Origin of the sequence: Streptomyces sp. NBC_01508 (assembly GCF_045040315.1) — a bacterium.
Classification (GTDB): domain Bacteria; phylum Actinomycetota; class Actinomycetes; order Streptomycetales; family Streptomycetaceae; genus Streptomyces.
Genome location: NZ_CP109419.1, coordinates 673,796 through 698,003 on the forward strand (window position 1 = coordinate 673,796; position 24,208 = coordinate 698,003).

Here is a 24,208-nt window from a genome sequence, read left to right on the forward strand (position 1 = left end):
TCAGGCACAGCACCTCATCGGCCCGTGCGGCACTTTCGTAGAGGAGCTTCCAATACGTCTTCTCCCTGAGCCCGACGTCCAGGCGTCACAGGGCGGCGATCTGGTTCTGGCCAGGGCCTTGGTGCGGTCCGGTGGCACCGGCCGCCGCTCGATGCCGATCGTCGGATCGCCTTCGATCCAGCCCTGGCGCTGCCACCAGCCGATCGCCTTGCGCGCGATGGACAGCTCCTGGTTGACGGTGTCGGCGTCCATCTCGTCCGCCCGGGCCGCCGTCAGCTCGGCGAGCACCTCGGGCAGTGCCGGGTCGTCGATCGCGGCGACGGGGAAGACGGGATCCCGGCGCCGGTGAGGTACCGCTCGACCGCCGCGGTGTACGTGGCCGGAGGCGCGGTCAGGGGCACCACCCGGGCGCGCGGCACACGCAGCGCGCTCCCGCTTCCGAGTTCGGGCACCGGTTCGATCGCCATGCCTGCTCCGCTCTTCCGGCACTGCCGCAGTAAATGCGTACACCTCGCCTGCGGCGGCCGGAGAACACGCCGCAGGTCGCGAAGATAACCGCAGGGGTTCCGTCGCAGTAAATCCGGTATCCACTGCGACAGTTGCGACGGCGCGGTCTCAACGAATCCTCACCCCGCCCTGACTCCCTGTGAGAAAGGCAGTTGCACTGGCTGTCTTCTCGCAGACAGGGTGCGGTGGTGACCAGAACAGAGATCGAACTCCCCGTCGTGGATGGGGTCCTGTCCGGTGTGGACTTCGGCGGTCACGGTGAGGGCGTGCTGCTTGTCCACGGCAGCGGACACAACGCTGCGGCCTGGATGGATGTGGCGTCCCATCTGGTGAGCGAGTGCCATCCGATTGCCCTCGACCTGCGTGGCCATGGGCAGACCCGGCTCGACTCCACCAATCCCGAGCAGTACTGGCGAGACATCGGTAGCGTCGTCACCGCGCTGGCCTGGGACCGCCCCGTGCTGGTCGGCCATTCCACCGGCGGGTACGCGGTGACGGCCGCCACTGCGTGTGGACTTGTGGAACCGGCCGGCCTCTGCATCGTGGACGGCATAGTGCTCGATGACCGTAACGCGTCAATCGCCGAGCATGCTGACGTGCGGACTACCGAGGCGGCGGACCGCTTGCGGACGATGTTCCGCTACGGCTGGAAAGCCGATGACGACCAGATGCACGCCTATGTCGAGCAGTGCGTGCGGGAGGCCGGAGGCGACTGGCTCAACGCCGGAGCACGGCCCGGACTTGTCGAGGAGGTTACGCGGCGCTCCTTCATGCGCTGCGGCCACTGGTGGGTACGGCGGCCCGCCATCGAGGAGGTCGCGACTGTCACTGCCGTGGAGCCCGACGCGGAAGTCTTCCCAGCCGTCGATGTGTACGCCCGCGTCACCTGTCCGATGACGATCGTGCTGGCCGAGGATGGCTTTTACGCCTCACGGCGCGACGAGGTGCGTGCCATCGTCGATGCCGTCCCTGGCCGCCGGCTGATCGACATCAGCTCGAACCACAACGTCCCCATGACCCGGCCTGCTGACCTCGCTGCGATCATTCTCAACCTGGTGCGAGACCGAGCTGCGACATCGGCCAGGAATGTCGATTGATCCTCACCCCACCACCCCTGCAAGGAGTTGCTGTGCACCATTCTGATGCCCCGGCCACCAGGGAGATCTCCGTGGCGGACAAGGATGCGGGGCCTTACGGCATCGCGTCCGGACCTGACGGTGCGCTGTGGCTCACCTTCGCGCACAGTGGCCGCATCGCGCGTCTCACCCTCGACGGCGAACTCAACGAATACCCCCTGGACTCGTCTGAGTGTCGCCCTACGGTCATTACTCCCGGGCCCGACGGAGCACTGTGGTTCACCCGGTCCCAGGACCACCGGATCGGCCGCGTCACCGCCGACGGCGAAAGGGAGTCCTTCCCCACGCCGACGCCCGACAGCGGACCCTTCGGTATCACTGCCGGTCCAGACGGTGCGGTGTGGTTCACGGAGATGAACACCGACCGTATCGGCCGCATCACCTGCAAGGGAGAGATCACCGAGTTCGTCCTTCCCTGTACGGGCGCCTATCCCTCGGCAATCACCGCAGGCCCTGATGGTGCCCTGTGGTTCACCCTCAACCAGGCGAACGCAATCGGCCGCATCACTGTCCATGGGGATATCGTCATACACCCACTCCCCACCCCCAGTGCCGCACCCGTGGGCATCACCAGTGACGGCGCCGCCTTGTGGTTCGTTGAGATCGCAGCGGGCCAGATCGGCAGAATCTCGGTGGATGGCGGGATCAAGGAGTTCCCGCTCCCTGACCGCACAGCCAAACCCCACGCCATCGTCGCGGCGTCCACCGGGGACTGCTGGTTCACCGAATGGGGAGCCAACCGCATTGGCCACATCACCGATAGCGGCGAGATCACCGAGTACAGCCTGCCGTCACCGTCGTCCGAGCCGCACGGCATCACCATAGGTTCCGACGGAGCTCTGTGGGTGGCCCTTGAGACGGGAGGGGTCGCGCGGTTGGAACCGTAGCTCGGGACGGAGAACCACCCAGGTCAGCCGTGTGTCGGTGTCGCGTCACACCAGACGCCGGCACGGCCCGATCGACGTGCTGTACCCGCACAGGTTCATGCTTTCTCCACGGTGGAGCCGGACCCCGGGTCTTGAACTCGTGCACCGGCTCCCGCAGCGTCTGGTCACCGCCCGACACGGCCGGGAACACGACCTCGCGGACCGTGCCCTCCGGGGTGCCGATCGACGCCTCGGCGAGCTTGAAGAGGATGTTCTCCTTGCCCGACACCTTCTTGAACGCGTTGATCAGCTGCTCGGTCACCTTCTTCTCCGCCCGCGCCCCGATCCGGTGCACCGTGGGGATCAGCAGTTCCACCAGCGTGTCCGTGATCTCCCGCTCCCGCTCGTGCAGCAGCGCGGCCAGCAGCGTCACCCGCAACGGCAGCGGGTGCGTGCGCAGATGGGAGGGCGACTCCACCGCGGCCCGCGCCCGCCATCCGGCCACCACCTTCGGCGCGACGTCCGTGAACAGATCCAGCGGAAGCCCGATCGCGCGGACCGCGAGCAGTTTGTCGATCTCGGTGAGCATCGTCTCCAGGCTCACATTGCCTGGCACTTCCTTGACCTTCGCCAGCACCGGCGGTCCGTCCTCGCCCTCGCCAGTCCCGGCGTCACCGAGTTCGGCGTCGTCCTCCTGGTCGGCGCCGGCGATCAGGGCGACGATCCGCTCGATGCTCTCTACCGTGATCCGTGCCGAGATCCGCGCCGTCAGTGTCTCCTCGGCGATTCGCAGCGCCGCGCCCACGATCCGGTCGCACCGCCCCGGGGTAGGCGGCTCGATGCGCTCCGTACGACAACGGGCCAGCAGCTCCACCGGCACCTGCTCCGGCCGGTGCTTGTGGTGGCCCGCGAGCCGGCCGGGACCCTGCTCGCCGTCCAGCTCTCCAGCAAGCGGCACGACCGCGACCACGAGTGGGCGCCGATCGGGGTAGGCCCGTGGGACCGGCGGGGCCGCGAGTCGTGGGTGGATCTGGACCGGGTGCCGCGGATCCACGACGCGGGCATGCGCCGCGAGGCGTGCGCGCTCGACCGGGCGCGGTTCGACCGGGTCGTACGGCGGCTGCGGGAGCGTTACGGCTGGCGCTGAGCCGGGTCGTCGTCGGCGAACGTCCGGCGGAAGGCGGCGAGCGTGGCCGAATCAGCCGTCCGGTCGAGCACCGCGAAGACGACCTGGTCGAAGTGACCGGCGAACCGGCCGGCGCCCCTTTCCGTCCCCTCCGACACCGACGGCCCCACGAGCAGCGCCCGGAACGTGCCGGCGACCTGTGCCGGGTCGTTGCGGAAGACCCCGCAGCCCCACGCCCCGAGCACCAGCCGCCGGTAGCCGCCCGCCACCGCCACCTCCAGGACCCGTTCGGCACGGGAGGCGAGCGTGGCCGGAACGCGATGGCTCTTCCGGGGGTGGTCGCGTGCGACGATCCCGGCGTTCGGCGCGGGCGAGGTGAGGAAGCCGACGGTGAACGGGGTGTCGAGCAGCCGGCCCCGGTCGTCGCGGAAGACCGGTACGCCGGGCGAGTGGATCACGCGGTCGCTGTAGAACGGGCTGCGGTCGGCCCGGTGGTGCGCGTAGTAGCCGGGGGCGCGCAGCAGGGTGGCGTACAGGGCGGAGGCCCGGCAGAGCGCCTCCTCCTGGGCCTGTGCGCCGTTCAGGTAGCCGCCGCCCGGGTTGCGTGCGGAGGCGAAGTTCAGGACGGCGACGGGGCCGGGCGACGCGGAGGTCATCCGCCGGGCGGCCTGGAGGCTGCTCTCGCCGGTGACCTCGAAGGCTGTCGTACGGGAGGTGTCCAAGGTGACCGGAACAGCCTCCGGACCGTACAGCCGGGTCCCTTCCGTCGCGGCCTTCAGCAGTGCGGCGAGCGGCACCGGGCGGCCGTCCCCCGCGCGGTATTCACCCGCTTCGACGATTTCCTCGGTGTGCTTCGCGATCCCCCGCAGCCGTGCGCTCATAGCAGGAATCGTGCGGCGGGGAACGCACTCGGGGCAACCAGGTTTCCCGCCCGGAAGGGCACTCTTGTGCGGAACGCCGGGAGTGGCTTTAGGTTGGACGAAGCACCCCGCCCCGACCCCCGGGACGGGGTCCGGTCACGGTCTTCGACAGGAGGATCCGGCCATGCCGTCGGACGAATTCGCAGCTGAGGGTCCATCTCTCCGCGAGGACGACGCCGAGGCGCTGCTGCGCGGCATATGTTTCAAGACAGGGCCGCCCCGCATCGTCGGTGTCGAACTGGAATGGCTCGTGCACGATCTGTACGACCCCGAACTGCCCGTTCGGACCGCGCGTCTCGACAAGGCCTTCGGTGGCCTGCGGGACCTCCCTCTGCGATCAGCGCTGACGTTCGAACCGGGTGGCCAGCTGGAACTCAGCTCGGCGCCCGCCGCCTCCCTGATGGAGTGCGTCGACTCCACAGCGGCGGACCTCGCCGCCGTACGCCACGAACTGCGTGCGGCCGGTCTCACGCTCACCGGCCTCGGACAGGATCCGTGGCACGCACCGGGCAGGCTCCTGAAGGAGCCGCGGTACGACGCGATGGAGACCTACCTCGACCGGATCGGCCCCTCGGGCCGCGCCATGATGCGTTCCTCCGCCTCCATCCAGGTCTGCCTGGACGCGGGTACCGAGGAGCCGGGCCCGCTCGGGTACGGCAGGCGCTGGCAGCTCGCCCATCTGCTGGGCGCGGTGCTGGTGGCCGCGTTCGCCAACTCGCCCGTCCAGGCGCGCCGTACCACCGGCTGGCGGTCCACCCGGCAGGCGCTGTGGACGGACCTGGACCCGGCGCGTACCAGAGCGCCCGACACACGGCGGGAGCCGCGTGCCGCCTGGGCCGCGTACGCCATGGACGCGCCGGTGATGTGCGTCCGGACGGCGGACGGCCCCTGGGCCGTGCCCAAGGGGCTGACCTTCCGTGAGTGGATCCGTTCGGGTCTGCCGCGCCCGCCGGTGCGCGCCGATCTCGACTACCACATCACGACCCTCTTCCCGCCGGTGCGTCCGCGCGGTCATCTGGAACTGCGGATGATCGACGCCCAGCCGGGGAACGACGGCTGGATGGTGCCGCTGGCGGTGACCACCGCGCTGTTCGACGACCCCGAGGCCGCCGAGACGGTGTACCGCACGGTCAAGACGCTCGCCGAGACGGCGGGCCCGCTGCCCGCGCCGGGCAATCCGCTGTGGATCACGGCGGCGCGGGACGGGCTCACCGACCCGGAGCTGCACGCGGCGGCGGTGGAGTGCTTCGCCGTCGCGCGGGAGGCGCTGCCCCGTACGGGAGCGTCCGAGGCCGTGCGGGAGGCCGTCGCGGCCTTCACCGAGCGGTACGTCGTGCCGGGCCGCTGCCCCGCCGACGACATGAGCGTCCCCGTGGCCGGGAAGGAGATCCGCACATGAGCGAGCACGCCGGGACACCGGCCGGGACGGCGAACGGGACCACCGACGGGGCAAGTGACGGAAACACCGCCGGGATATCCGCCGACACGGTCCAGGCCCAGGACATCGACACCCTGCGGCGGCGGGCCCTCGACGCGCTGACCACCGCCCGCGAGCGCACCGCGCTGCTCACCTCCTGCGTGGAAGAGCCCGAACTGACCGCGCAGCACTCGCCGTTGATGTCACCGCTGGTCTGGGACCTGGCCCATATCGGCAATCAGGAGGAGCAGTGGCTGCTCCGTACGGTCGGCGGCCGGCAGGCCGTCCGGCCGGAGATCGACTCCGTGTACGACGCCTTCGAGCATCCCCGCGCGCTGCGTCCCACGCTCCCGCTGCTCGCCCCCGCCGAGGCGCGGGCGTACGCCTCCGACATCCGGGGCCGGGTCCTGGACATCCTCGGCGACAGTCCGCTGCGGGGCGGTCCGCTGCTGGACGCCGGATTCGCCTTCGGGATGATCGCGCAGCACGAACAGCAGCACGACGAGACGATGCTGATCACCCATCAGCTGCGCCGTGGCCCGGCCGCGCTCACGGCGCCGGAGCCGCCGGCTCCCGATCCGATGGAGACGGCGGACCTGCCGGGTGAAGTCCTCGTACCGGCCGGGCAGTTCACCATGGGCACCTCGGCCGAGCCGTGGGCCCTGGACAACGAACGGCCCGCGCACCACCGGCTCGTGCCCGCGTTCCACCTGGACACGGTGCCGGTGAGCAACGGCGACTATCTGCGCTTCATCGAGGACGGCGGCTACACGGACGAGCGGTGGTGGGCCCCGGAGGGGTGGGCCCAGATCCGTGAACACTCCATCGCGGCACCGCTGTTCTGGCGGCGCGAGGCCGGGCAGTGGCTGCGCCGCCGGTTCGGGGCGGTCGAGCCCGTCCCGGCCGACGAACCGGTGCTGCACGTCAGCTGGTACGAGGCGGACGCGTACGCCCGCTGGGCCGGGCGGCGGCTGCCGACCGAGGAGGAGTGGGAGAAGGCGGCCCGGCACGACCCGGTCACCGGCCGCTCGCGGCGCCATCCGTGGGGCGACGAGGACCCGACCCCCGCGCACGCCAACCTCGGCCAGCGCCATCTGCGCCCGGCACCCGCGGGCAGTTATCCGCGGGGCGCTTCGCCGCTGGGCGTAAGGCAGTTGATCGGTGATGTGTGGGAGTGGACATCGAGCGACTTCCTGCCCTATCCGGGCTTCGTCGCCTTCCCCTACCGGGAGTACTCCGAGGTGTTCTTCGGCGGCGCGCACAAGGTGCTGCGCGGTGGCTCCTTCGCCGTGGACCGGGTGGCGTGCCGGGGCACCTTCCGCAACTGGGACCTGCCGGTGCGCCGGCAGATCTTCGCCGGTTTCCGTACCGCGCGCAGCGCCGTCGCCGGGGATGCGTGAGAGGTGATGTGCCGTCATATCGCTTACGTGGGAGAGCCGTTGGCTCTGCGCGCGGTGCTGGTCAGCCCCGAGTACGCGCTGTACCGGCAGTCCTGGGAGCCGCGTCGGCAGCGGTACGGGACGGTCAACGCCGATGGTTTCGGGGTCGGTTGGTACGCGGACGGCGACCCGGTGCCCGCGCGCTACCGGCGCCCGGGACCCATCTGGGGCGATCAGAGCGTCGTCGACCTGGCCAGGGTGGTCAGGAGCGGTGCGTTGCTCGCCGCCGTGCGGGACGCCACCGAGTCCGGCGCGGACGGTGAGGCCGCGGCGGCGCCGTTCGCCTCCGGACCCTGGCTCTTCAGCCACAACGGCGCCGTGCGCGGCTGGCCGTCGAGCCTGGCGCCCCTGGCCGCCGACCTCTCCCCCGCCGAACTGCTGTCGCTGGACGCCCGCACCGACTCGGCACTCGTGTGGGCGCTGGTGCTGCACCGGTTGCGGGACGGCGACGGGATGGGCCAGGCCCTGTCCGACACGGTCCTGGAGGTGGCGGAGGCGGCGCCAGGCTCCCGGCTGAATCTGCTGCTCACGGACGGTGCGACGGTCACGGCGACGGCCTGGGGCGACACGCTCTGGTATCTCACCGAGCCCGGCCGGGGCACCGTCGTCGCCTCGGAGCCCTACGACGACGATCCGCGCTGGTGCGAGGTCCCCGACCACACCCTGCTGGCGGCGACCCCTACCGACGTCCTGCTCACTCCCCTCAAGGAGCCTCCCGCGTGAGCCCGTACAAGCTGACCCGCACCCTGCCCGAGGACGCCACCGACGCCGCGCTGCGCGCCGACGTGCGGCACGGGCTGACCCGAAGCCCCAAGTCCCTGCCGCCCAAGTGGTTCTACGACGCCAGGGGCAGCGAGCTGTTCGAGGAGATCACCGCGCTCGACGAGTACTACCCGACCCGCGCCGAGCGGGAGATCCTGCTCGCCCGCGCGCCCGGGATCGCCGCGGCGACGGGCGCCCGCACGCTGGTGGAACTGGGCTCGGGGTCCTCCGAGAAGACCCGGCACCTGCTCGACGCGCTGCCGCTGCTGCGCGGCTACGTGCCGGTGGACGTGAGCGAGAGCGCGCTCACCGGGGCCGCCGAGTCGCTGCTCGCCGAGCGGCCGGACCTCCAGGTGCACGCGCTGATCGCCGACTTCACCAAAGAGATGGAGCTGCCACAGATGCCGGGGCCCCGGCTGATCGCCTTCCTCGGTGGCACGATCGGCAATCTGCTGCCCGCCGAGCGCGCCGACTTCCTCGCGTCGGTGCGCGCGCTGCTCGCGCCCGGCGACGCGCTGCTCCTGGGGACGGACCTGGTGAAGGACGAGTCCGTACTGGTCACGGCCTATGACGACGCGTCAGGTGTGACGGCCGCCTTCAACAAGAACGTACTGGCCGTCGTCGACCGGGAGTTGGGCGCCGACTTCGACCCGGCGGACTTCGACCATGTGGCGCGCTGGGACCCCGAGCGGCAGTGGATCGAGATGCGGCTCAGGGCGCGCCGGGCTCTCGCCGTGAAGATCCCCGAGCTGGATCTGGTGGTCACCTTCGAGGCGGGTGAGGAGATGCGTACGGAGGTGTCGGCGAAGTTCACTCAGGACCGGGTCCGTGCCGAACTGGCGGATGCGGGAATGGAGTTGACGCACTGGTGGACGGATGACGCCGGGCGGTTCGCGCTGTCGCTGGCGACGGCGCGCTGAGCGGCGCCGGCCGGCGAACGGCGGTCCGCGTGGCGCCCGGCGGGGATCGGGGGCAGTACCTCGATCTCCGCCGGGCGCCCGCGGGCCGGCACGATCCGCCACAGTGACACGGCGGGCGGGTCGTCCCCGACGAAGGCGGCGGGACCCAGCGGGCGGTAACCGATCCGTACGGGACGGCGGACATGGCTGTCTCCTGCGCCGGACGGAAGAACGAGCGGCGGAGGGACGCCACTGGCGCGGCGACCCGGCACCTTGTTTCTTCCGTGACCGGCCGGATTCGACATGACAGCCCGGCGGAGCGCGGATGTGAGACGGCTGAATGGCCGGAACCGACGGGTCACGCGTCGGCAGAACGGCCGCGCCCGGTTCGTCCGGCGCTCCGGGACGAGGCGACAGACCGCCGGACTGCCGGATCGGCGGACCGGCGGACCGGCGGACCGCCGAACCCACCCACGAGCGAGCGAGCGAGTAAGCGAGCTACCGCAGCGCCGCCGAGATCTTCGCGACCGCCACCTCGGCGGCGGTCTTCGGGTCCTCGCCCTCAAGCACCGCCGTCATGTACGGCTTGATCGGGTTGTCCAGCTCGACGTTGGCCCACTTCGGCGAGTTGGGCGTCGCGCGCCCCTCGGCCGCGCCCGCCGCCATCGCTGCCGTGGCCTCCTGGCCCTCGATGACGTCAGCGAGCGTCGTCTTGTTCGGGACGTAGCTCATGGTCTTGGCCAGCTCCGTCTGCCACTTCTCGCCGGCCAGCGCCTTGACCACCTCGACCGCCGCCGACCGGTGCGAGGAGTTCTTGGGGACGATGAGGTCGGAGCCGCCGGTGAAGACCGCGCCCGGCGCCTCGGCGGTCTTGCCGGGGATCGGGAAGAAGCCGAGCTTGCCCTTGAGGTCCGGGTTCTTCTCCTCGATCTGAACGGCGGAGTTGGGGGTGTCGATGATCTGCGCGATATCGCCCTTCGCGAACTCGCCCTCCTGTCTCGGCTTGACCTCGTCGGAGTCCTTCGGGCCGTCGCCGAGCGCCTGCAACTGCTTGTAGAACTTCATGCCCCTGATCGCCTCGGGGGTGTCGAGCCGGCCTTCCCACTCGCCGCCCGCCTCGACCGCCAGCTCGCCGCCCTCGTCCCAGATGAAGCCGGAGAGGGTGTACCAGTCCTGACCGGCCAGATAGATGCCCTGCTGGTCCCCCTGGTCGAGTTCGGCGGTGATGTCCAGCCACTCGGCCCGGGTCTTGGGCGGCCCGTCGATGCCGGCCTCGGCGAAGAGGTCCTTGTTGTAGATGACCACGCGGTTGGCGGCGTACCACGGTATGCCGAACTGGGAGCCGTTGATGCTGCCGGGCTCGGCGAGGCCGGGCAGCCAGTCCTCGCTCCCCAGGTCGCGTACGGACTCCAGGGTCAGGTCCCGCAGGCCGTTGCTCTCCGCGTACTGCGCGACCTGGGTGTTGCCCACCTCGATGATGTCCGGCGAGTCGTCGGACTCCAGCGCGGTCATCACCTTCTTGCCGATCCCGGTCCACTCCTGGATCTTGACGTCCAGCTGGATCGAGGGGTTCTCCTTCTCGTACGCCTCGGTGAACCGCTCCAGATAGGCCGTGGAGACGCTGTCCTTCATGAGCCAGACGGTGATGACCTTGTCGTCACCGCCGGGGAGCATTCCGCATCCCGCGAGCGCGACGGAGGACGCGAACACGGCGGAGCCGAGTAGGAAGCGGTTCTTCACGTAGGTCACCTTCTGGCGTGCGGCACGAAAGAGTGAAACCCGACGTGGGGGGAGCAAGGGTGCTCGCACGGGCATTGGCGCGATTTTGGTATGGACCAGGTGGCCGGTCAAGCCCCGCGCCGCTACCCGAGGCCGCGGCGGCGCCCTTCTTCTGCCGCGCGCACCGCCGCGTGGTGGGGCACGGTGGAACGACACCCGCGACCGCGCGCAGAGGAGAACGACCTCATGAGCAAGCACACCTACCGGGTCACCGAGATCTACGGCACCTCCGAGGTGGGCGTCGACGAGGCCATCCGCAACGGGATCGGCCGGGCGTCCCAGACCCTGCGCGGGCTGGACTGGTTCGAGGTGACGCAGGTCCGCGGCCATATCGTCGACGGCGAGATCGAGCACTACCAGGTGGGGCTCAAGGTCGGCTTCCGTCTGGAGGACGGCGACGCGGCGGTCTGACCACCCGGGCGCCGGCCCTGCGGCCCCGAGCGCTGTCAGGTGCGCCCCTCGCGCTCCTGCCCGTCCTTCAGTGCCTGTGACGTGTCGGCCCAGCGGGCGCGTACGACCCGGAATCCCGCACGTTCCACCGCGTCGCACACCAACTCGTCGTCGTCCACGAGCATGCGGATCACCCGGCCCGCGGCCAGCCCGCGCAACCGCTCCACCTTGGTGGTGCGGGCGGGCCTGCGGTCGTCGTTGCGGCGCATGAACACCCGGCCGTCGGGCAGGCCGTTCGCCCGCAGCCAGGCCAGCGTGTCCTTGCGGCAGCGCTCGGGACGGCCGGTCAGATAGACGATCTCGCACTCCTCGGCGCTCGTCAGGACCAGCGCCACCCCCTCGGGCAGCGGTGTGTCCCGGCCCGCCGCGTCGAAGAAGCCCTTCCAGTCCTTCGGTCTGCCCTCCAGGAAGTGCTGGCGGTGCGCGGTCTCGGCGAGCGTCCCGTCCAGATCGAATACGGCCAGGGGTCTGCTGTTGTCCGTCGCACGCTTGTTGTCCGTCACACGCCCAGCCTAGAGAAGGGCCGGGGAATCCTCGCGCCGCGTCGCTGTTGCACTGAACGTGACGTCAGTGATCGCGAACACCCGATTCTCCGTACTCGACCGGTCCCGCACCCGCGAGGGCCAGGAAGCGCCCGAGGCGCTGCGCGACACCGTGCGCCTCGCGCGGCGGCTGGAAGCGCTCGGCTACCACCGGTTCTGGGTCTCCGAGCACCACAGCGTGCCCGGTGTCGCGGGCTCGGCGCCGACGGTCCTGGCGGCGGCCGTCGCCGCCGCGACCTCGACGATCCGCGTCGGTACGGGTGGCGTGATGCTGCCCAACCACCGGCCGCTCGTGGTGGCCGAGCAGTTCGGGGTGCTGGAGTCGCTGTTCCCCGGCCGGATCGACATGGGTATCGGGCGCTCCGTGGGCTTCACGGACGGGATACGGCGGGCGCTCGGCAAGGAGAAACAGGCCCTCGACCCGCAGGACTTCGCCGAGCGGATCGAGGAACTGCTGGGCTGGTTCACCGGCGACCAGAGCCTCTACCCGCAGGTCCACGCCCTGCCCGCCGAGGGCCTGCGGCCGGAGCCGTACGTCCTGGCCATGGGCGAGGGCGCCGACATCGCCGCGGCGGCCGGTCTGCCCATGGTGGTGGGCGATCTGCGCGGGCGCGAGCGCATGCTGCGGGCGGTGGAGCGCTACCGCGCCGCCTTCCGCCCGTCCGTCTGGTCGGACCGCCCGCACGTGATCATCGCGGGGACGGTCGCGGTCGCGGCGAGCGAGGAGGAGGCGCGCCGGCTGCTGATGCCCGAGTCCTGGTCGATGGCACACTCCCGGACGCACGGCGTCTTCCCGCCGCTCGCGCCCGCCGGGCGAATCGAGACGCTGACGATGACCGCGAAGGAGCGGGAGCTGTACGAGTCGGGGCTGCGCGGCCACATCCAGGGCACCGAGGAGCAGGTCGCCGAGGCCCTGGAGTCGGTGATCGAGGAGAGCGGCGCCGACGAGGTGCTGGTGACGACCAGCACGTACGACCGCGACGCCCTCCTTGACTCGTTCACCCGGCTGGCAAGGGTCGCGGGACTTGACCGGGTCCCCGTTCCCGATCGCCCGGCCGATTCCGCGCGTTGAGGACCGCGACGACGAGAGGCCCCAGGTCCTGTCCGCCGGACAGGCCGCCCTACCGGGCGACCCTGCGGGTCGCCCGCAGCCACTCCTTGTTCATCGCCGTGATCGACGGCAGCGGGATGCCCTTCGGGCAGGCCGTCGCGCACTCGCCGGCCAGGGTGCAGCCGCCGAAGCCCTCGTCGTCCATCGTGGCGACCATGTCCAGGACCCGGGTCTCGCGCTCCGGCGCGCCCTGCGGCAGCACATTGAGGTGGTTGACCTTGGCCGAGGTGAAGAGCATCGCCGAGCCGTTGGGGCACGCGGCCACGCACGCCCCGCAGCCGATGCACTCGGCGTGCTCGAACGCGAAGTCGGCGTCCGCCTTCGGCACGGGCGTGGCGTGCGCCTCGGGGGCGGAACCGGTGGGGGCGCTGATGTAGCCCCCGGAGCCGATGATCCGGTCGAAGGCCGACCGGTCCACGACCAGGTCCTTGACCACGGGGAACGCCCCGGCCCGCCACGGCTCGACGTCGATGGTGTCGCCGTCGGCGAAGTGCCGCATGTGGAGCTGGCAGGTGGTGGTGCGTTCGGGGCCGTGGGCGTCGCCGTTGATGACGACGCCGCAGGCGCCGCAGATGCCTTCGCGGCAGTCGTGGTCGAAGGCGACCGGGTCGTCGCCGTCGAGGATCAGCTGCTCGTTGAGCGAGTCGAGCATCTCCAGGAACGACATGTCCTCGGAGATGCCGTCGATGTCGTACGTGACCATGGCGCCGGTGGCGTCGGCGGCGCTCTGCCGCCAGACGCGCAGGGTGAGCCTCATGCGTAGCTCCGCTGGGTGGGGTGGACGTACTCGAAGACGAGGTCTTCCTTGTGCAGGACGGGCGCGCCGCCGGTGCCGGTGAACTCCCAGGCCGCCGCGTACGAGAAGGCGTCGTCGCGCCGTTCCGCCTCGCCGCCCTCGGTCTGCGACTCCTCGCGGAAGTGGCCGCCGCAGGATTCGGCGCGGTGCAGTGCGTCGAGGCACATCAGCTCGGCGAGTTCCAGATAGTCGACGATGCGATTGGCCTTCTCCAGCGACTGGTTGAACTCTTCACCGGTGCCCGGCACCTTGATGCGGCGCCAGAACTCCTCGCGGATCTGCGGGATGCGGTCGAGCGCCTTGCGCAGTCCGGCCTCACCGCGCGCCATCCCGCAGTGTTCCCACAGCAGTTCGCCGATCTCGCGGTGGAAGGAGTCGGGGGTGCGGTCGCCGTCGACGGCGAGCAGCAGCCGCAGCCGGTCCTCGGTGTCCGCGACGGCTTCGGCGACCGCCGGGTGGTCGTCGTCGATGACGTCCTGGTGCGGGTTGCGGGCGAGGTAGTCGTTGATGGTGGACGGCAGTACGAAGTAGCCGTCGGCGAGGCCCTGCATCAGGGCGGACGCGCCGAGCCGGTTGGCGCCGTGGTCGGAGAAGTTGGCCTCGCCGATCGCGAACAGCCCCGGCACGGTGGTCTGGAGGTCGTAGTCGACCCAGAGTCCGCCCATCGTGTAGTGGATCGCCGGGTAGATGCGCATCGGGACCTGGTAGGGGTCCTCGGCGGTGATGCGCTCGTACATCTCGAAGAGGTTGCCGTACTTCTCCTCGACGGCCTTGCGGCCGAGCCTGCGGATCGCGTCGGCGAAGTCGAGATAGACACCCTGCCCGCCGGGGCCGACGCCGCGGCCCTCGTCGCAGACGTTCTTCGCGGCGCGTGAGGCGATGTCGCGCGGGACGAGGTTGCCGAAGGAGGGGTAGATCCGCTCCAGGTAGTAGTCGCGCTCGTCCTCGGGGATCTCGGCGGGCGGGCGGGTGTCGCCGTGCGCCTTCGGCACCCAGATACGGCCGTCGTTGCGCAGCGACTCGCTCATCAGGGTGAGCTTGGACTGGTGGTCGCCGGAGCGCGGGATGCAGGTGGGGTGGATCTGGGTGAAGCAGGGGTTGGCGAAGTGCGCGCCGCGCCGGTGGGCGCGCCAGACGGCGGTGGCGTTGCTGTTCTTGGCGTTGGTCGACAGGTAGAAGACGTTGCCGTAGCCGCCGGACGCGAGGACGACGGCGTCGGCGAAGTGTGTGGAGACCTTGCCGGAGATCAGGTCGCGGGCGACGATGCCGCGCGCCCGGCCGTCGACCACGATCAGGTCGAGCATCTCGGTGCGCGGACGCATCTCGACGGTGCCGGCGGCGATCTGCCGCGACAGCGCCTGGTAGGCGCCGAGCAGCAGTTGCTGGCCGGTCTGGCCGCGGGCGTAGAAGGTGCGGGAGACCTGGACGCCGCCGAAGGAGCGGGTGTCGAGGAGGCCGCCGTACTCGCGGGCGAAGGGCACGCCCTGGGCGACGCACTGGTCGATGATCTCGACGGAGATCTGGGCGAGCCGGTGGACGTTGGACTCGCGGGCCCGGAAGTCGCCGCCCTTGACGGTGTCGTAGAAGAGGCGGTGGATGGAGTCGCCGTCGTTGCGGTAGTTCTTCGCGGCGTTGATGCCGCCTTGGGCGGCGATGGAGTGGGCGCGGCGCGGGGAGTCCTGGTAGCAGAACTGGACGACGTGGTAGCCCTGTTCGGCGAGCGTGGCGCCGGCCGCGCCGCCGGCGAGTCCGGTGCCGACGACGATGACGGTGTGCTTGCGGCGGTTGGCCGGGTTGACCAGCTTGGCCTCGAAGCGGCGGGTGTCCCAGCGCTCGGCGACGGGCCCGGCCGGGGCCTTGGTGTCGGCGAGGGGTTCGCCGGTCGTGTAGTCGGTATACGTGGGCGGGAGGCGGTCGTCCATGTCAGCTCACCAGTCCGGTCATGACGCCTACGGGCAGGGAGACGAAGCCGACGGTCAGCACCAGCGCGAGGCCGTTGGCCATGATCTTCAGTACCCGGTCACGGGTGGCGCTGCCCATGCCGAGGGTCTGTGCGGCGCTCCAGAAGCCGTGCCGGACGTGCAGTCCGAGGGCGAGCATCGCGGTGATGTAGATGACGTTGCCGTACCAGGTGGAGAAGGTGGCGACGACGTTCTCGTACGGGCGGCCCGGCTGCGCGTTCTCGTTGACGGTGAGCGTCGTGAGGTCCAGCAGGTGCCAGACGACGAACAGCGCCAGGATGATGCCGCCCCAGCGCATGGTGCGCGTCGCGTAGCTCGCGCGGCGGCGCTTGTGTACGTAGGAGGTGGGGCGGGCGGCGATGTCGCGGCGGCTGAGCTGGTACGCGCAGACGCCGTGCAGGACGACGGCGGCGAGCAGCACGACGCGCACGATCCACAGGGCCCACTCCTGGTGCAGGACGGGCGCGCCCATGGTCCGCAGCCAGTGTCCGTACTCGTTGAACTCGCCGGGGCCGAAGAAGATCTTCAGGTTGCCGAGCAGATGCGCGACGAGATAGCCGAGCAGGATCAGGCCGCTGACGGCCATGACGGCCTTCTTGCCGACCGTGGAGCCCCAGAGGGTGCCGAGCATCGAGGGCCGTCTGCCGGGGCGCCCGCCGCCCGGTTCGCCGGCCTTCCGGTCCGCCCGTCTGTCCGTACGCGTTGCCAGAGCCATGACACGTACGCTAAGGCGAGGTATGCCGAGAGGTCCAAGACATGGTTCGGCTCATGTCCATAGCCTGTGCCTATCGTCGGCCTATCATGGGCGGATGCAGTTCCAGCAGCTCGTCTACTTCGTCGCCGTCGCGGAGACCCTGCACTTCACCCGGGCCGCCGAGCGGGTGCATGTCTCGCAGCCCTCGCTCTCGCAGCAGATCAGGGCCCTGGAGAAGGAGCTGGGTGCCGAGCTGTTCGGCCGGGCGCGGGGCAATGTCGCGCTCACCGACGCGGGCGAGGCCCTGCTGCCGACGGCCCGGCGGATCCTCGCCGACGCGGAGACCGCGCGCCACGAGGTGCAGGAGCTGGTCCAGCTGCGGCGCGGCCGGGTGCGGCTGGGCGCGCCGCCGAGCCTGTGCACCGGTCTGCTGCCCGAGGTTCTGCGCGACTTCCACGACCGGCACCCGGGCATCGAGCTGCTGATCGAGGAGAGCGGTTCGCACGATCTCGTACGCGAACTGGCTCGCGGCGCCCTGGACTTCGCCCTGGTGGTGCTCCCCCTGCCGACGCCCTCACCGGCGCTGACGACGGTCGAGCTGCTGCACGAGGACCTGGTGGTGGTCTCCTCGGCGGCGGCGCCCGGTCCACGCCGGCCGGTCCGGATCTCCGATCTGCGCAGCGAGCAGTTGGTCATGTTCCGGCACGGCTACGACCTGCGGGAACTGACCGTCGCCGCCTGCCGGGCCGAGGGGTTCGAGCCGACGTTCACCGTCGAGGGCGGCGAGATGGACGCCGTACTCGGCTTCGTACGGGCCGGGCTGGGGGTGGCGGTGGTGCCGAGCATGGTGGCGGAGCAGGCGGGGCGCGATCTGCGGGTGACGCCGCTGGCGCCGCCGGGGCTGCGCCGTACGATCGCGCTCGCGCACCGCAGCGACGTCGCGCCCCCGCGCGCCGCCCGCGAGTTGCAGAAGGTGCTGTTCAGCACGCGGGCACGGAGCCGTACGGGGACACGGAGCCGTACGGGCGGCGGCGGTCGGGCCGCGGGGCCGGGCACGGGACGCGCGTAGATCCTGTCCGGGCGGATGGCCGGGCGGATGGCCTTGGTGTGCCGGTCCGGCCGCCCGCCCGGGCGGCGTCAGACCGCGTCGGCCAGCGACAGGGTGTGCAGCATCCCGGGCGGGCCCGGACGCGCGTAGTACCAGCCCTGCGCCGTGTCGCAGCCCAGTCTGCGCAGGTGCTCCGCCTGTGCCCCGGTCTCCACGCCCTCCACGGTCACAGCCAGTTCCAGGCTGTGCGCGAGCGAGACGATGCCTTCGACGATCTTGAGGTCGACCGGGTCGGCCGGGTGCTGCTGCATTCCCTGGGTGAAGGAGCGGTCGAGTTTGAGCACGCTCACCGGCAGCCGGCGCAGATTGGCGAGGTTCGAGTAGCCGGTGCCGAAGTCGTCGAGCGCGATGTCGACGCCCATCTCGGCGAGCTGCCGCAGCGGCTTGAGCAGATCCTCGTCCGCGCCGATCAGCGCGGACTCGGTGACCTCCAGGCAGAGCGAGCCCGGCGCGAGACCGACCCGCTCCAGCACCTCGACGGTGTCGGCGACGAGCCCCGGGTGGTGCAGCTGGGCGGGCGAGAGGTTCACGTTGATCCGCAGCGGACCCGCGAAGGTGCCGGCCGCCAGCTCCTCCTGCCACTGCCTGGCCTGCCGTACGGACTGCTCCAGCACCCAGCGTCCGAGCGGCACGATCAGCCCGGTGTGCTCGGCGAGCGGGATGAAGCGGTCGGGGCTGAGCACCCCGTGGGTCGGGTGGCTCCAGCGCACCAGCGCCTCGGCGCCGTGCACCGTGCCGTCGGCGAGATGCACCAGCGGCTGGTACTCGATGAAGAACTCGCCGCGCTCCAGCGCGGTCGGCAGGGCGGTGGTGAGCCCGTGCCGGGTGATGGCGCGGGCGTCGGCCTCGGGGTCGGCGTGCTCGAACCGGTTGCCGCCAGCCGACTTGGCCCGGTACATCGTGATGTCGGCGCTGCGCAGCACCTCGGCGGCGGTGCGCTCGCCCGCCCTGCCCTCCACGATGCCGATGCTGCCCCGGACGGTGAACTCGCGGCCGTCCAGGCTGATCGGGGTGGCGAGGGCGCCGAGTATCCGCGACGCCAGGTCACCCACCTCGCGCTGGGTGTCGGGTCCCGTGGTCAGCGCCACGAACTCGTCGCCGCCGAGCCTGGCCACCATCTCGCCGGGCGCCGTGGCGCAGCTCTGGAGGCGGTCGGCGACCTCGACGAGCATCCGGTCGCCCGCGGCGTGGCCGAGGCTGTCGTTGATGGCCTTGAAGCCGTCGAGATCGAGGTAGCAGAGGCCGAAGCGGGCCGGCTGCCGGGGTCCGTTCGCGCCGTCCTTGGCACCGCCGTCGGCGCCGCCCTTCGCCGCGTGCTCGGCGCGGTCCTTCGCGCCGTCCTTCGCGCGGTCCTTCGTCGCGTGCTTGGCGCCGTCCTTCACGCCGTCCTTCGCGGTCTCCCTGGCGGGAGCGAGCGCCTTCTCCAGGCGCTCGAAGAACAGCGTCCTGTTGGGCAGTCCGGTGAGGGCGTCGTGCGTCGCCTCGTAGCGCAGCCGCAGATTGAGCAGGCGCCGCTCGGTGGTGTCCTCCAGCAGCGCCAGTTGGTACTGCGGCACCCCGTCGACGTCCCGGAGCAGCGAGACCGTCAGATTGGTCCACAGGACCGTACCGTCGTTGCGGAAGAACGGCTTCTCCGTACGGAAGCTCTCACGCTCGCCGCGTATCAGCTCGCTGTGCATCCGCCAGACGGGCGCCGAGTCGTCGGGGTGCACCCACTCGCTGACTTTCCTGCTGCGGACATGGTGTTCGAGGCCGCCGAACATCTGGGTGAGGGTGTCGTTGACCTCCAGCACATGGCCGTCGAGGTCGGCGATGCCGATGCCGATCGCCGCGCCCTCGAACACCGCGCGGAACCGGGCCTCCGTGGCGTGCAGCGCGTCCTGGGCGGCGCCGCGAGCCGCGAGCGCGGAGCGCGCGATGGCCTCCTGTTCGGACAGGGTGCGTTCACGCAGCGCCAGGGCGAACCCGGCGGCGAGCGCGTGCTGGAGCCGGGCGCAGCGCGCCCGCAGCTCCTCGGCGGCCGGTTCGACGGACGGATCGGCGGACGCTCCGCAGTACAGCACCAGATAGGCGTCCACGACCCCCAGGGAGCGGGCGAGCGTCTCCGGGTCCGTGCAGTGCGCGGCCACCAGCGCCGCCCCGACGCCGTGCGCGGGCGCGGCGTCGAAGATGTTGTCGTGCAGGGCGTCCCTCAACCGGCGTGCCAGGGGCAGCAGATGCTGTTCGAACTCGGGCCGGGTCAGTGACGTGGCCGTCGCCGGGAAGATCGCCCGGCTCCAGATCGTCGCGAACCGCCTGAGCCGGTCCTCCAGTCCGTCCGGTTCCGCCGCCTCGGCGTCCGGGACCTCCGCCGGCACCCTCACGCCTTGCGTCCCACTCCGGCGAAGCCCGACATCGCGTACGGGTCCTCCTGACCGTCAGGGCTCTCGGGCCGCCAGCTCCCCATGGGCACCAGACCGGGCTCGACCAGTTCGTGCCCGTCGAAGAACCCGGCAATCTCCTCGCGCGTCCGCATGACGAGCGGGTTACGGATGTCCTTGTAGACGCCGACCGTGCCGGCGACCTGTTCCTGGGGCAGCGGGATGCCCGCGTACGCGGCGTGGCAGACGGCGATGACACTGCCGGGGGCAAGTGCGTCGGTCAACTCGGCCACGGCCTGGAAGGGTTTGTCCTCGTCTTCGAGGAAGTGCAGGACGGAGACGAGCAGCAGAGCGACCGGCCGGCCCGGGTCGAGCAGGCCCCGGACCTCGGGGCTGTCGAGGATCTGCCGGGGTCTGCGGAGATCGGCGGCCACGACGGCGGCCTTGTCGTTGCCTTCGAGCACCGCCTTGCTGTGCGCCACGGCGACCGGGTCGTGGTCGACGTACACCACCTTGGCGTCCGGGTCGGCGGCCTGGGCGACTTCGTGGACATTGCCGAACGTCGGAATGCCGGAACCGATGTCGAGGAACTGGGTCACGCCCTCGCCGATGGCGAAACGCACGGCGCGGCGCATGAACGCCCGGTTCGCCTGCATGATCTTGGGAAGCCCCGGCATGAACTCCATTGCCTTACGGGCCGCTTCCCTGTCCACTTCGAAATTGTGCGAACCGCCCAAATAGTAGTCATAAATGCGGGAAACGCTCGGCACCGATATGTCGATGCCCTGCGGTGCCCAGGCGGGACGCTCCATCGAGATCTCCAACAAGTCGCCACGGGGGAACGGCCGTGTACATGGCCGGTGTTCGAGCCGAGGCTACTGATCGCCCGCCAAGAGAGCGAGCCGAAACGGAAATTAGCGGTCCGTTCTCGGTCACACTCGAACTCTGGCACGCAAACGGTCCGCCGTCACGCACGGGCGTGACGGCGGACCGATCGGCCGGAGGCGCGACGTGGGGGACTACTTGGGCGCTCCGACCAGCTTCGAGTCGGGAGCGACGGCGTACCAAGTGCCGCCCACACCCTGACCATTGGTGTCACCGGGCCTGGCATCGCCGGCGAAGGTGTAGATCGGCCAGCAGTCGATGGTCTGCTGCTTGATTCCGTCGGGCCGGTCGAACGTCACGAAGCCCTTCTTGATGATGCCTTCGGTGTCGTTCTTCTCGACCGGCGCGACTACCGGCCACTTTTCGAGGCAGGCCCCGGAGCAGGCCGTCTCCATCGGCCACGCACTGTCCTTCTTGAACCGATATACCGTCATTCCCTTGGCGTCCACCACGATTTCACCGAGCTTGGGGTCCTTTCGCACGGACAGTCCGGCGAGATCGGCCGCGGCACCCCCGGCGGCGTCCTGGCCGGACGCGCCGACGGCGGCCTTCCTTCCGTCGGGGGCGGCGGCGAACCAGGTGCCGCCCACGCCTTGGCCGTTGGCGTCACCGGGGTTGGCGTCCTTGGCGTAGCGGTACACCGGCCAGCCGCCGAGGGTCAGTTGCTTGGTGCCGTCGGCGCGGGTGACCTCGCCGATCTTCGAGGCGTCCGTGCCCGCCGCCGCCTTGACGTCACCCGCCGCGACGACCGGCCACGCCTTCTCGCACGCGCCCGCGCAGTTCGACTTGGGGGGCTCGGCGGTGTCGTTGTCGAACCGGTAGAGCGTCATCCCCTCGCTGTCCGTGACCACCTGGCCGAGCTTCTTGCTGTCCCACAGGGCCAGTTGACCGGCCGTCCTGGGTTCGGTGGCCGAGTCGTCGCCGTAGCCGCCGTCCGATCCGTAGCCGCCGTCGGCGGGTGCGGCGGCGCCGACCGCCTGGCCGTTGGGGCTCTCGCCCTTGTCCTGACCGCACGCCGTCGTCAGGGCCAGTACGGCCACCGCGGTCACCGCGAGCGAGGCGTTCCGCCAGGTGTTCATATCAACTCCCGTAGTTCGTAAGCCAGTTGGGGCGCCAGGGCCGTGCCGTTCATGGCCCTGAGTACGTGCGGGAGGGTGCGGAGTGTTCAACGCGATTCAAAGAAACTTCAGAAAGAAACGGGAAAGGCCCCGATTCCCCCGATCAGGGGAATCCGGCGGTATTTCGGTACGGCGTGGGCGGTGCTGGTTGAAACTGCCGCCGTGTACCGATCATTTGCCGTGCGGACCCTGGCCGTCACCGGCCTCCTCTGCATACTCAGCGCGCCCGTGCCGGCCGCCGCCGACGTCTGTGTCTCGGCCTGGACCGGGCCGGGCGGTTCGGGCGCGGTCGTCGTCATCGGGGACGGGCCTTGCCTGCCCTCACCGCCGCACCCACCGCCACCGCCTCCCGAACCCCCGCCGGAGCCCCCACCGCCCCCTCCGCAGCCGCCCGAACCCCCGCCCGAGCCATCTGAGCCTCCGCCGCCTCCACCGCCACCGCCCGAACCGGAGCCCGAGCCGCCCGTGGTCGCCGAGCCCGCGCCCGTACCACCACCGGTCGCGCCGCCACCGGTGCGGCGCGCCGCGGAGCCGCCCGCCGCTCCCCCGCCGGCACCGTCGCCCTCACCGTCCGTGGCTCCGCCGCCGCCTCCGCCGAAGGCAGGTCCGCCGGTGGTCCGGGTCCTGCCCGCGTACAAGACGCCGGTCCGCAAACAGCCGACGAACAGCACGTCGGTCGTGATGCTCATGCTCCTGCTCACGGCGCCCGCGGTCCTCGCCGCCGCCATCCTCCGCCCCCGCTCCTCCCGTTAGGGGACCCATGTCGGAATGGCTTGTCCTGTCCCTCGCGATGGCCGCAGCCTGCGCGGTCGTCGTGACGATCGTCCTCATCAACAACCGCCGGGTACCGGCCGACGACGACCCCTCCGAGAGCCCCGACGTCCTCGAATACATGACGATGATGATCGGCGTGGTCTACGCGATCGTGCTGGGACTGGCGATCGCCGGGGTCTGGGAGGCACGCGGCGGCGCCCAGGAGTCCGTACGCCAGGAGGCCCAGGCCCTGCACGAGGTGCAGGCACGGTCCGAGGTCTACCCGGCCGAGGTGCGCGACCGCATCCGGGGCGACGTCGACGCGTACGTCTCGTACGTGGTCCACAAGGAGTGGCCCCACATGTCGGAGCACAACAGCCTCAGCGACAAGGGCACGGCGCTGCTGGAGCAGGTCCGGCGCAGCGTCACCGACTACGTGCCGGCCGACGACCACGAGGCGCAGGCCTACCAGCCGCTGGTCGACCAGGTGGCGGCGGCCGACGACTCGCGGGGCGCCCGTGGCGAGAACGCGGGGGCGACCATGCCGGGGGTCGTCTGGTTCGGCCTCATCACCGGCGCCGTCGTGACCGTGGGGCTGATCTTCACGCTCCAGATCCGCCGCAGTTGGCGGGAACTGCTCCTGGCGGGGTTGTTCAGCGCCCTGATCGCCTTTCTGCTCTTCCTCATCTGGGACTTCGACGCGCCGTACGGCCGGGGCATCTCCGCGACGGCGGCCCCGTTCGTGGACCTGTTCCCGCACATCCGTGAGTAGGGCCGGTCCCCGACCGCCGGACGGGCCTCTTGAGCCCGTCCGGCGGTCGCGGACACGCGCGGCCGGTCGGGTGACAGGACAACCCGTTCGCCCGACTGCGATCGCGGCTGTGGTAAGGCGCTCCTAGCGTGCCGGTATCGAGGTGCATTTCCCGCCATCTGCGGAAATCAGTTCCGCGCTGCTCCTCGAAGACCCGGAGGATTGTCCATGCGCGCGATACGTGCCGCGTCCGCCGCCCTGCTGGGAGCGGTCGCACTCGCACTGACTACGCCTGCCGTGGCCATGGCCACGGCGGCGGCCCCCGTCACACCGTTCGGTTTCGCCGTCACCCCTTCGGTCATCGCGGCCGGCGGCCAGGTGACCCTCACGGTCACCGGTTGCAGCAGCACCGCCACCGCCGAGTCCGGGGTGTTCGACGACACCCCCATCCCCTCCGGCGGGTCGGCGCGCGCCTCCATCTTCTGGGACGCCAAGCCCGGCGCGATGTACGAGGTGACCTTCACGTGCAACGGCGAGAAGGGCACCACCGATCTCACCATCGCGGGCGGCACCCCGGCCCCGACGCCCACCCGGACGGCGACTGCCGCCCCGACCCGGACGCCGACCCCGGCCGCGACCCGGACGCCGACCTCCAGCTCCACGGCGATCGCGCCTCCCGGCGGTGTCAAGGGCGGACTCGGCGGCAGCTTCATCGGCATGAACGGCACGGAACTCGCCATCGGATCCGGCCTGGTGGCCGCGGCGGCCGTCGGCACCGTCCTGGTCGTACGCCGTCGCTCGGCGAGCCGCCAGCACTGATCTCCCGCT

The 24,208-nt window shown here is 70.8% G+C and carries 24 protein-coding genes and 1 pseudogene; 13 read left to right on the top strand and 12 right to left on the bottom strand.

What is annotated here, in order from left to right; all coding sequences use genetic code 11:
• Nucleotides 1-288, bottom strand: coding sequence for a hypothetical protein (locus tag OG700_RS03105; RefSeq protein ID WP_405608482.1), 288 nt, complete (start codon nucleotides 286-288; stop codon nucleotides 1-3).
• Nucleotides 273-467, bottom strand: coding sequence for a hypothetical protein (locus tag OG700_RS03110; RefSeq protein WP_405608485.1), 195 nt, complete (start codon nucleotides 465-467; stop codon nucleotides 273-275). The genes OG700_RS03105 and OG700_RS03110 overlap by 16 nt, the downstream gene beginning before the upstream one ends.
• A 228-nt stretch (nucleotides 468-695) precedes the next feature.
• Between OG700_RS03110 and OG700_RS03115 the strand changes: the two genes are divergently transcribed.
• Together OG700_RS03115 and OG700_RS03120 are read left to right on the top strand one after the other, a co-directional pair.
• Nucleotides 696-1,604 (top strand): alpha/beta fold hydrolase, encoded by a 909-nt coding sequence (locus OG700_RS03115; RefSeq protein ID WP_405608488.1) that lies wholly within the window; start codon nucleotides 696-698, stop codon nucleotides 1,602-1,604.
• A gap of 32 nt (nucleotides 1,605-1,636) precedes the next feature.
• Entirely contained in the window at nucleotides 1,637-2,530 is an 894-nt protein-coding gene (locus OG700_RS03120; RefSeq protein ID WP_405608491.1) for a virginiamycin B lyase, read from the top strand.
• On the opposite strand, the gene OG700_RS03125 is transcribed toward OG700_RS03120, so the two are convergent.
• On the bottom strand, nucleotides 2,460-3,383 hold the full coding sequence (locus OG700_RS03125; RefSeq protein ID WP_405622254.1) for a hypothetical protein: 924 nt from the start codon (nucleotides 3,381-3,383) through the stop codon (nucleotides 2,460-2,462). The two genes, OG700_RS03120 and OG700_RS03125, sit on opposite strands and share 71 nt — an antisense overlap.
• A 12-nt stretch (nucleotides 3,384-3,395) precedes the next feature.
• Between OG700_RS03125 and OG700_RS03130 the strand changes: the two are divergent.
• Nucleotides 3,396-3,656: pseudogene (locus tag OG700_RS03130) on the top strand (type II toxin-antitoxin system PemK/MazF family toxin); the annotation flags it as partial.
• Here OG700_RS03130 and OG700_RS03135 read toward each other — a convergent pair.
• A complete protein-coding gene (locus OG700_RS03135) occupies nucleotides 3,641-4,516 on the bottom strand; it encodes a TIGR02452 family protein (protein ID WP_405608494.1) in 876 nt (291 codons plus the stop codon). The pseudogene OG700_RS03130 and the gene OG700_RS03135 sit on opposite strands and share 16 nt — an antisense overlap.
• Nucleotides 4,517-4,679: 163 nt before the next feature.
• Between OG700_RS03135 and egtA the strand changes: the two genes are divergently transcribed.
• The 4 genes from egtA to egtD are packed head-to-tail and all read left to right on the top strand — an operon-like array spanning nucleotide 4,680 to nucleotide 9,093.
• The gene (gene egtA / locus OG700_RS03140; RefSeq protein WP_405608497.1) at nucleotides 4,680-5,954 is read left to right on the top strand and encodes an ergothioneine biosynthesis glutamate--cysteine ligase EgtA; all 1,275 of its coding nucleotides are present in this window, start codon (nucleotides 4,680-4,682) and stop codon (nucleotides 5,952-5,954) included.
• Nucleotides 5,951-7,372 (top strand): ergothioneine biosynthesis protein EgtB, encoded by a 1,422-nt coding sequence (gene egtB / locus OG700_RS03145; RefSeq protein WP_405608500.1) that lies wholly within the window; start codon nucleotides 5,951-5,953, stop codon nucleotides 7,370-7,372. Before egtA ends, egtB begins: the two co-directional genes overlap by 4 nt.
• A 6-nt stretch (nucleotides 7,373-7,378) precedes the next feature.
• Nucleotides 7,379-8,134: an ergothioneine biosynthesis protein EgtC gene (egtC, locus tag OG700_RS03150; protein WP_405608503.1), complete on the top strand. Its 756-nt coding sequence runs from the start codon at nucleotides 7,379-7,381 to the stop codon at nucleotides 8,132-8,134.
• Nucleotides 8,131-9,093, top strand: coding sequence for an L-histidine N(alpha)-methyltransferase (gene egtD / locus OG700_RS03155; protein ID WP_405608506.1), 963 nt, complete (start codon nucleotides 8,131-8,133; stop codon nucleotides 9,091-9,093). The genes egtC and egtD overlap by 4 nt, the downstream gene beginning before the upstream one ends.
• A gap of 477 nt (nucleotides 9,094-9,570) precedes the next feature.
• On the opposite strand, the gene OG700_RS03160 is transcribed toward egtD, so the two are convergent.
• Nucleotides 9,571-10,812 carry an extracellular solute-binding protein gene (locus tag OG700_RS03160; RefSeq protein ID WP_405608509.1) on the bottom strand — a complete coding sequence of 414 codons (1,242 nt, stop codon included), beginning with the start codon at nucleotides 10,810-10,812 and terminating at the stop codon, nucleotides 9,571-9,573.
• 225 nt (nucleotides 10,813-11,037) lie between these two features.
• Here OG700_RS03160 and OG700_RS03165 point away from each other — a divergent pair, with 225 nt between their 5' ends.
• Nucleotides 11,038-11,262, top strand: coding sequence for a dodecin (locus tag OG700_RS03165; RefSeq protein WP_405608512.1), 225 nt, complete (start codon nucleotides 11,038-11,040; stop codon nucleotides 11,260-11,262).
• 35 nt (nucleotides 11,263-11,297) lie between these two features.
• On the opposite strand, the gene OG700_RS03170 is transcribed toward OG700_RS03165, so the two are convergent.
• The gene (locus tag OG700_RS03170) at nucleotides 11,298-11,804 is read right to left on the bottom strand and encodes a hypothetical protein (protein ID WP_405608515.1); all 507 of its coding nucleotides are present in this window, start codon (nucleotides 11,802-11,804) and stop codon (nucleotides 11,298-11,300) included.
• Between the two features lie 58 nt (nucleotides 11,805-11,862).
• Here OG700_RS03170 and OG700_RS03175 point away from each other — a divergent pair, with 58 nt between their 5' ends.
• On the top strand, nucleotides 11,863-12,915 hold the full coding sequence (locus OG700_RS03175; protein WP_405608518.1) for an LLM class flavin-dependent oxidoreductase: 1,053 nt from the start codon (nucleotides 11,863-11,865) through the stop codon (nucleotides 12,913-12,915).
• A 49-nt stretch (nucleotides 12,916-12,964) separates the two neighbouring features.
• Here OG700_RS03175 and OG700_RS03180 read toward each other — a convergent pair whose 3' ends face one another.
• From OG700_RS03180 to OG700_RS03190, 3 genes are read right to left on the bottom strand one after another with little or no spacing between them, the layout of a single operon-like run.
• Nucleotides 12,965-13,711: a succinate dehydrogenase/fumarate reductase iron-sulfur subunit gene (locus tag OG700_RS03180; RefSeq protein WP_405608521.1), complete on the bottom strand. Its 747-nt coding sequence runs from the start codon at nucleotides 13,709-13,711 to the stop codon at nucleotides 12,965-12,967.
• On the bottom strand, nucleotides 13,708-15,672 hold the full coding sequence (locus tag OG700_RS03185; protein WP_405608524.1) for a fumarate reductase/succinate dehydrogenase flavoprotein subunit: 1,965 nt from the start codon (nucleotides 15,670-15,672) through the stop codon (nucleotides 13,708-13,710). Before OG700_RS03185 ends, OG700_RS03180 begins: the two co-directional genes overlap by 4 nt.
• 1 nt (nucleotide 15,673) lies before the next feature.
• On the bottom strand, nucleotides 15,674-16,426 hold the full coding sequence (locus tag OG700_RS03190) for a succinate dehydrogenase cytochrome b subunit (protein ID WP_405608527.1): 753 nt from the start codon (nucleotides 16,424-16,426) through the stop codon (nucleotides 15,674-15,676).
• Between the two features lie 94 nt (nucleotides 16,427-16,520).
• Here OG700_RS03190 and OG700_RS03195 point away from each other — a divergent pair, with 94 nt between their 5' ends.
• On the top strand, nucleotides 16,521-17,474 hold the full coding sequence (locus tag OG700_RS03195; RefSeq protein ID WP_405608530.1) for a LysR family transcriptional regulator: 954 nt from the start codon (nucleotides 16,521-16,523) through the stop codon (nucleotides 17,472-17,474).
• A 68-nt stretch (nucleotides 17,475-17,542) separates the two neighbouring features.
• Here the strand turns inward: OG700_RS03195 and OG700_RS03200 are convergent, their stop codons facing one another.
• From OG700_RS03200 to OG700_RS03210, 3 genes are all read right to left on the bottom strand, one after another.
• Nucleotides 17,543-19,876, bottom strand: coding sequence for a putative bifunctional diguanylate cyclase/phosphodiesterase (locus OG700_RS03200; RefSeq protein ID WP_405608533.1), 2,334 nt, complete (start codon nucleotides 19,874-19,876; stop codon nucleotides 17,543-17,545).
• Nucleotides 19,873-20,685, bottom strand: a complete 813-nt coding sequence (locus OG700_RS03205) for an SAM-dependent methyltransferase (protein WP_405608536.1) — start codon at nucleotides 20,683-20,685, stop codon at nucleotides 19,873-19,875. Before OG700_RS03205 ends, OG700_RS03200 begins: the two co-directional genes overlap by 4 nt.
• A 207-nt stretch (nucleotides 20,686-20,892) precedes the next feature.
• Nucleotides 20,893-21,837 (bottom strand): SCO0930 family lipoprotein, encoded by a 945-nt coding sequence (locus OG700_RS03210; RefSeq protein ID WP_405608539.1) that lies wholly within the window; start codon nucleotides 21,835-21,837, stop codon nucleotides 20,893-20,895.
• A gap of 201 nt (nucleotides 21,838-22,038) precedes the next feature.
• Between OG700_RS03210 and OG700_RS03215 the strand changes: the two genes are divergently transcribed.
• From OG700_RS03215 to OG700_RS03225, 3 genes are all read left to right on the top strand, one after another.
• Entirely contained in the window at nucleotides 22,039-22,629 is a 591-nt protein-coding gene (locus OG700_RS03215; RefSeq protein ID WP_405608542.1) for a hypothetical protein, read from the top strand.
• 7 nt (nucleotides 22,630-22,636) lie between these two features.
• Nucleotides 22,637-23,401 (top strand): hypothetical protein, encoded by a 765-nt coding sequence (locus tag OG700_RS03220; protein WP_405608545.1) that lies wholly within the window; start codon nucleotides 22,637-22,639, stop codon nucleotides 23,399-23,401.
• A gap of 207 nt (nucleotides 23,402-23,608) precedes the next feature.
• Entirely contained in the window at nucleotides 23,609-24,199 is a 591-nt protein-coding gene (locus tag OG700_RS03225) for a hypothetical protein (protein ID WP_405608548.1), read from the top strand.
• The last annotated feature ends 9 nt before the right edge of the window (nucleotides 24,200-24,208 follow it).

Excerpts from the sequence above, each read along its gene's own strand:
- egtA (WP_405608497.1), top strand. The coding sequence starts at position 4,680 with ATGCCGTCGGACGAATTCGCAGCTGAGGGTCCATCTCTCCGCGAGGAC.
- OG700_RS03185 (WP_405608524.1), bottom strand. The coding sequence starts at position 15,672 with ATGGACGACCGCCTCCCGCCCACGTATACCGACTACACGACCGGCGAA.
- OG700_RS03210 (WP_405608539.1), bottom strand. The coding sequence starts at position 21,837 with ATGAACACCTGGCGGAACGCCTCGCTCGCGGTGACCGCGGTGGCCGTA.
- egtC (WP_405608503.1), top strand. The coding sequence starts at position 7,379 with ATGTGCCGTCATATCGCTTACGTGGGAGAGCCGTTGGCTCTGCGCGCG.
- OG700_RS03110 (WP_405608485.1), bottom strand. The coding sequence starts at position 467 with ATGGCGATCGAACCGGTGCCCGAACTCGGAAGCGGGAGCGCGCTGCGT.
- OG700_RS03220 (WP_405608545.1), top strand. The coding sequence starts at position 22,637 with ATGTCGGAATGGCTTGTCCTGTCCCTCGCGATGGCCGCAGCCTGCGCG.
- OG700_RS03195 (WP_405608530.1), top strand. The coding sequence starts at position 16,521 with ATGCAGTTCCAGCAGCTCGTCTACTTCGTCGCCGTCGCGGAGACCCTG.
- OG700_RS03205 (WP_405608536.1), bottom strand. The coding sequence starts at position 20,685 with ATGGAGCGTCCCGCCTGGGCACCGCAGGGCATCGACATATCGGTGCCG.
- egtB (WP_405608500.1), top strand. The coding sequence starts at position 5,951 with ATGAGCGAGCACGCCGGGACACCGGCCGGGACGGCGAACGGGACCACC.
- OG700_RS03180 (WP_405608521.1), bottom strand. The coding sequence starts at position 13,711 with ATGAGGCTCACCCTGCGCGTCTGGCGGCAGAGCGCCGCCGACGCCACC.
- OG700_RS03190 (WP_405608527.1), bottom strand. The coding sequence starts at position 16,426 with ATGGCTCTGGCAACGCGTACGGACAGACGGGCGGACCGGAAGGCCGGC.
- OG700_RS03135 (WP_405608494.1), bottom strand. The coding sequence starts at position 4,516 with ATGAGCGCACGGCTGCGGGGGATCGCGAAGCACACCGAGGAAATCGTC.
- OG700_RS03165 (WP_405608512.1), top strand. The coding sequence starts at position 11,038 with ATGAGCAAGCACACCTACCGGGTCACCGAGATCTACGGCACCTCCGAG.
- OG700_RS03225 (WP_405608548.1), top strand. The coding sequence starts at position 23,609 with ATGCGCGCGATACGTGCCGCGTCCGCCGCCCTGCTGGGAGCGGTCGCA.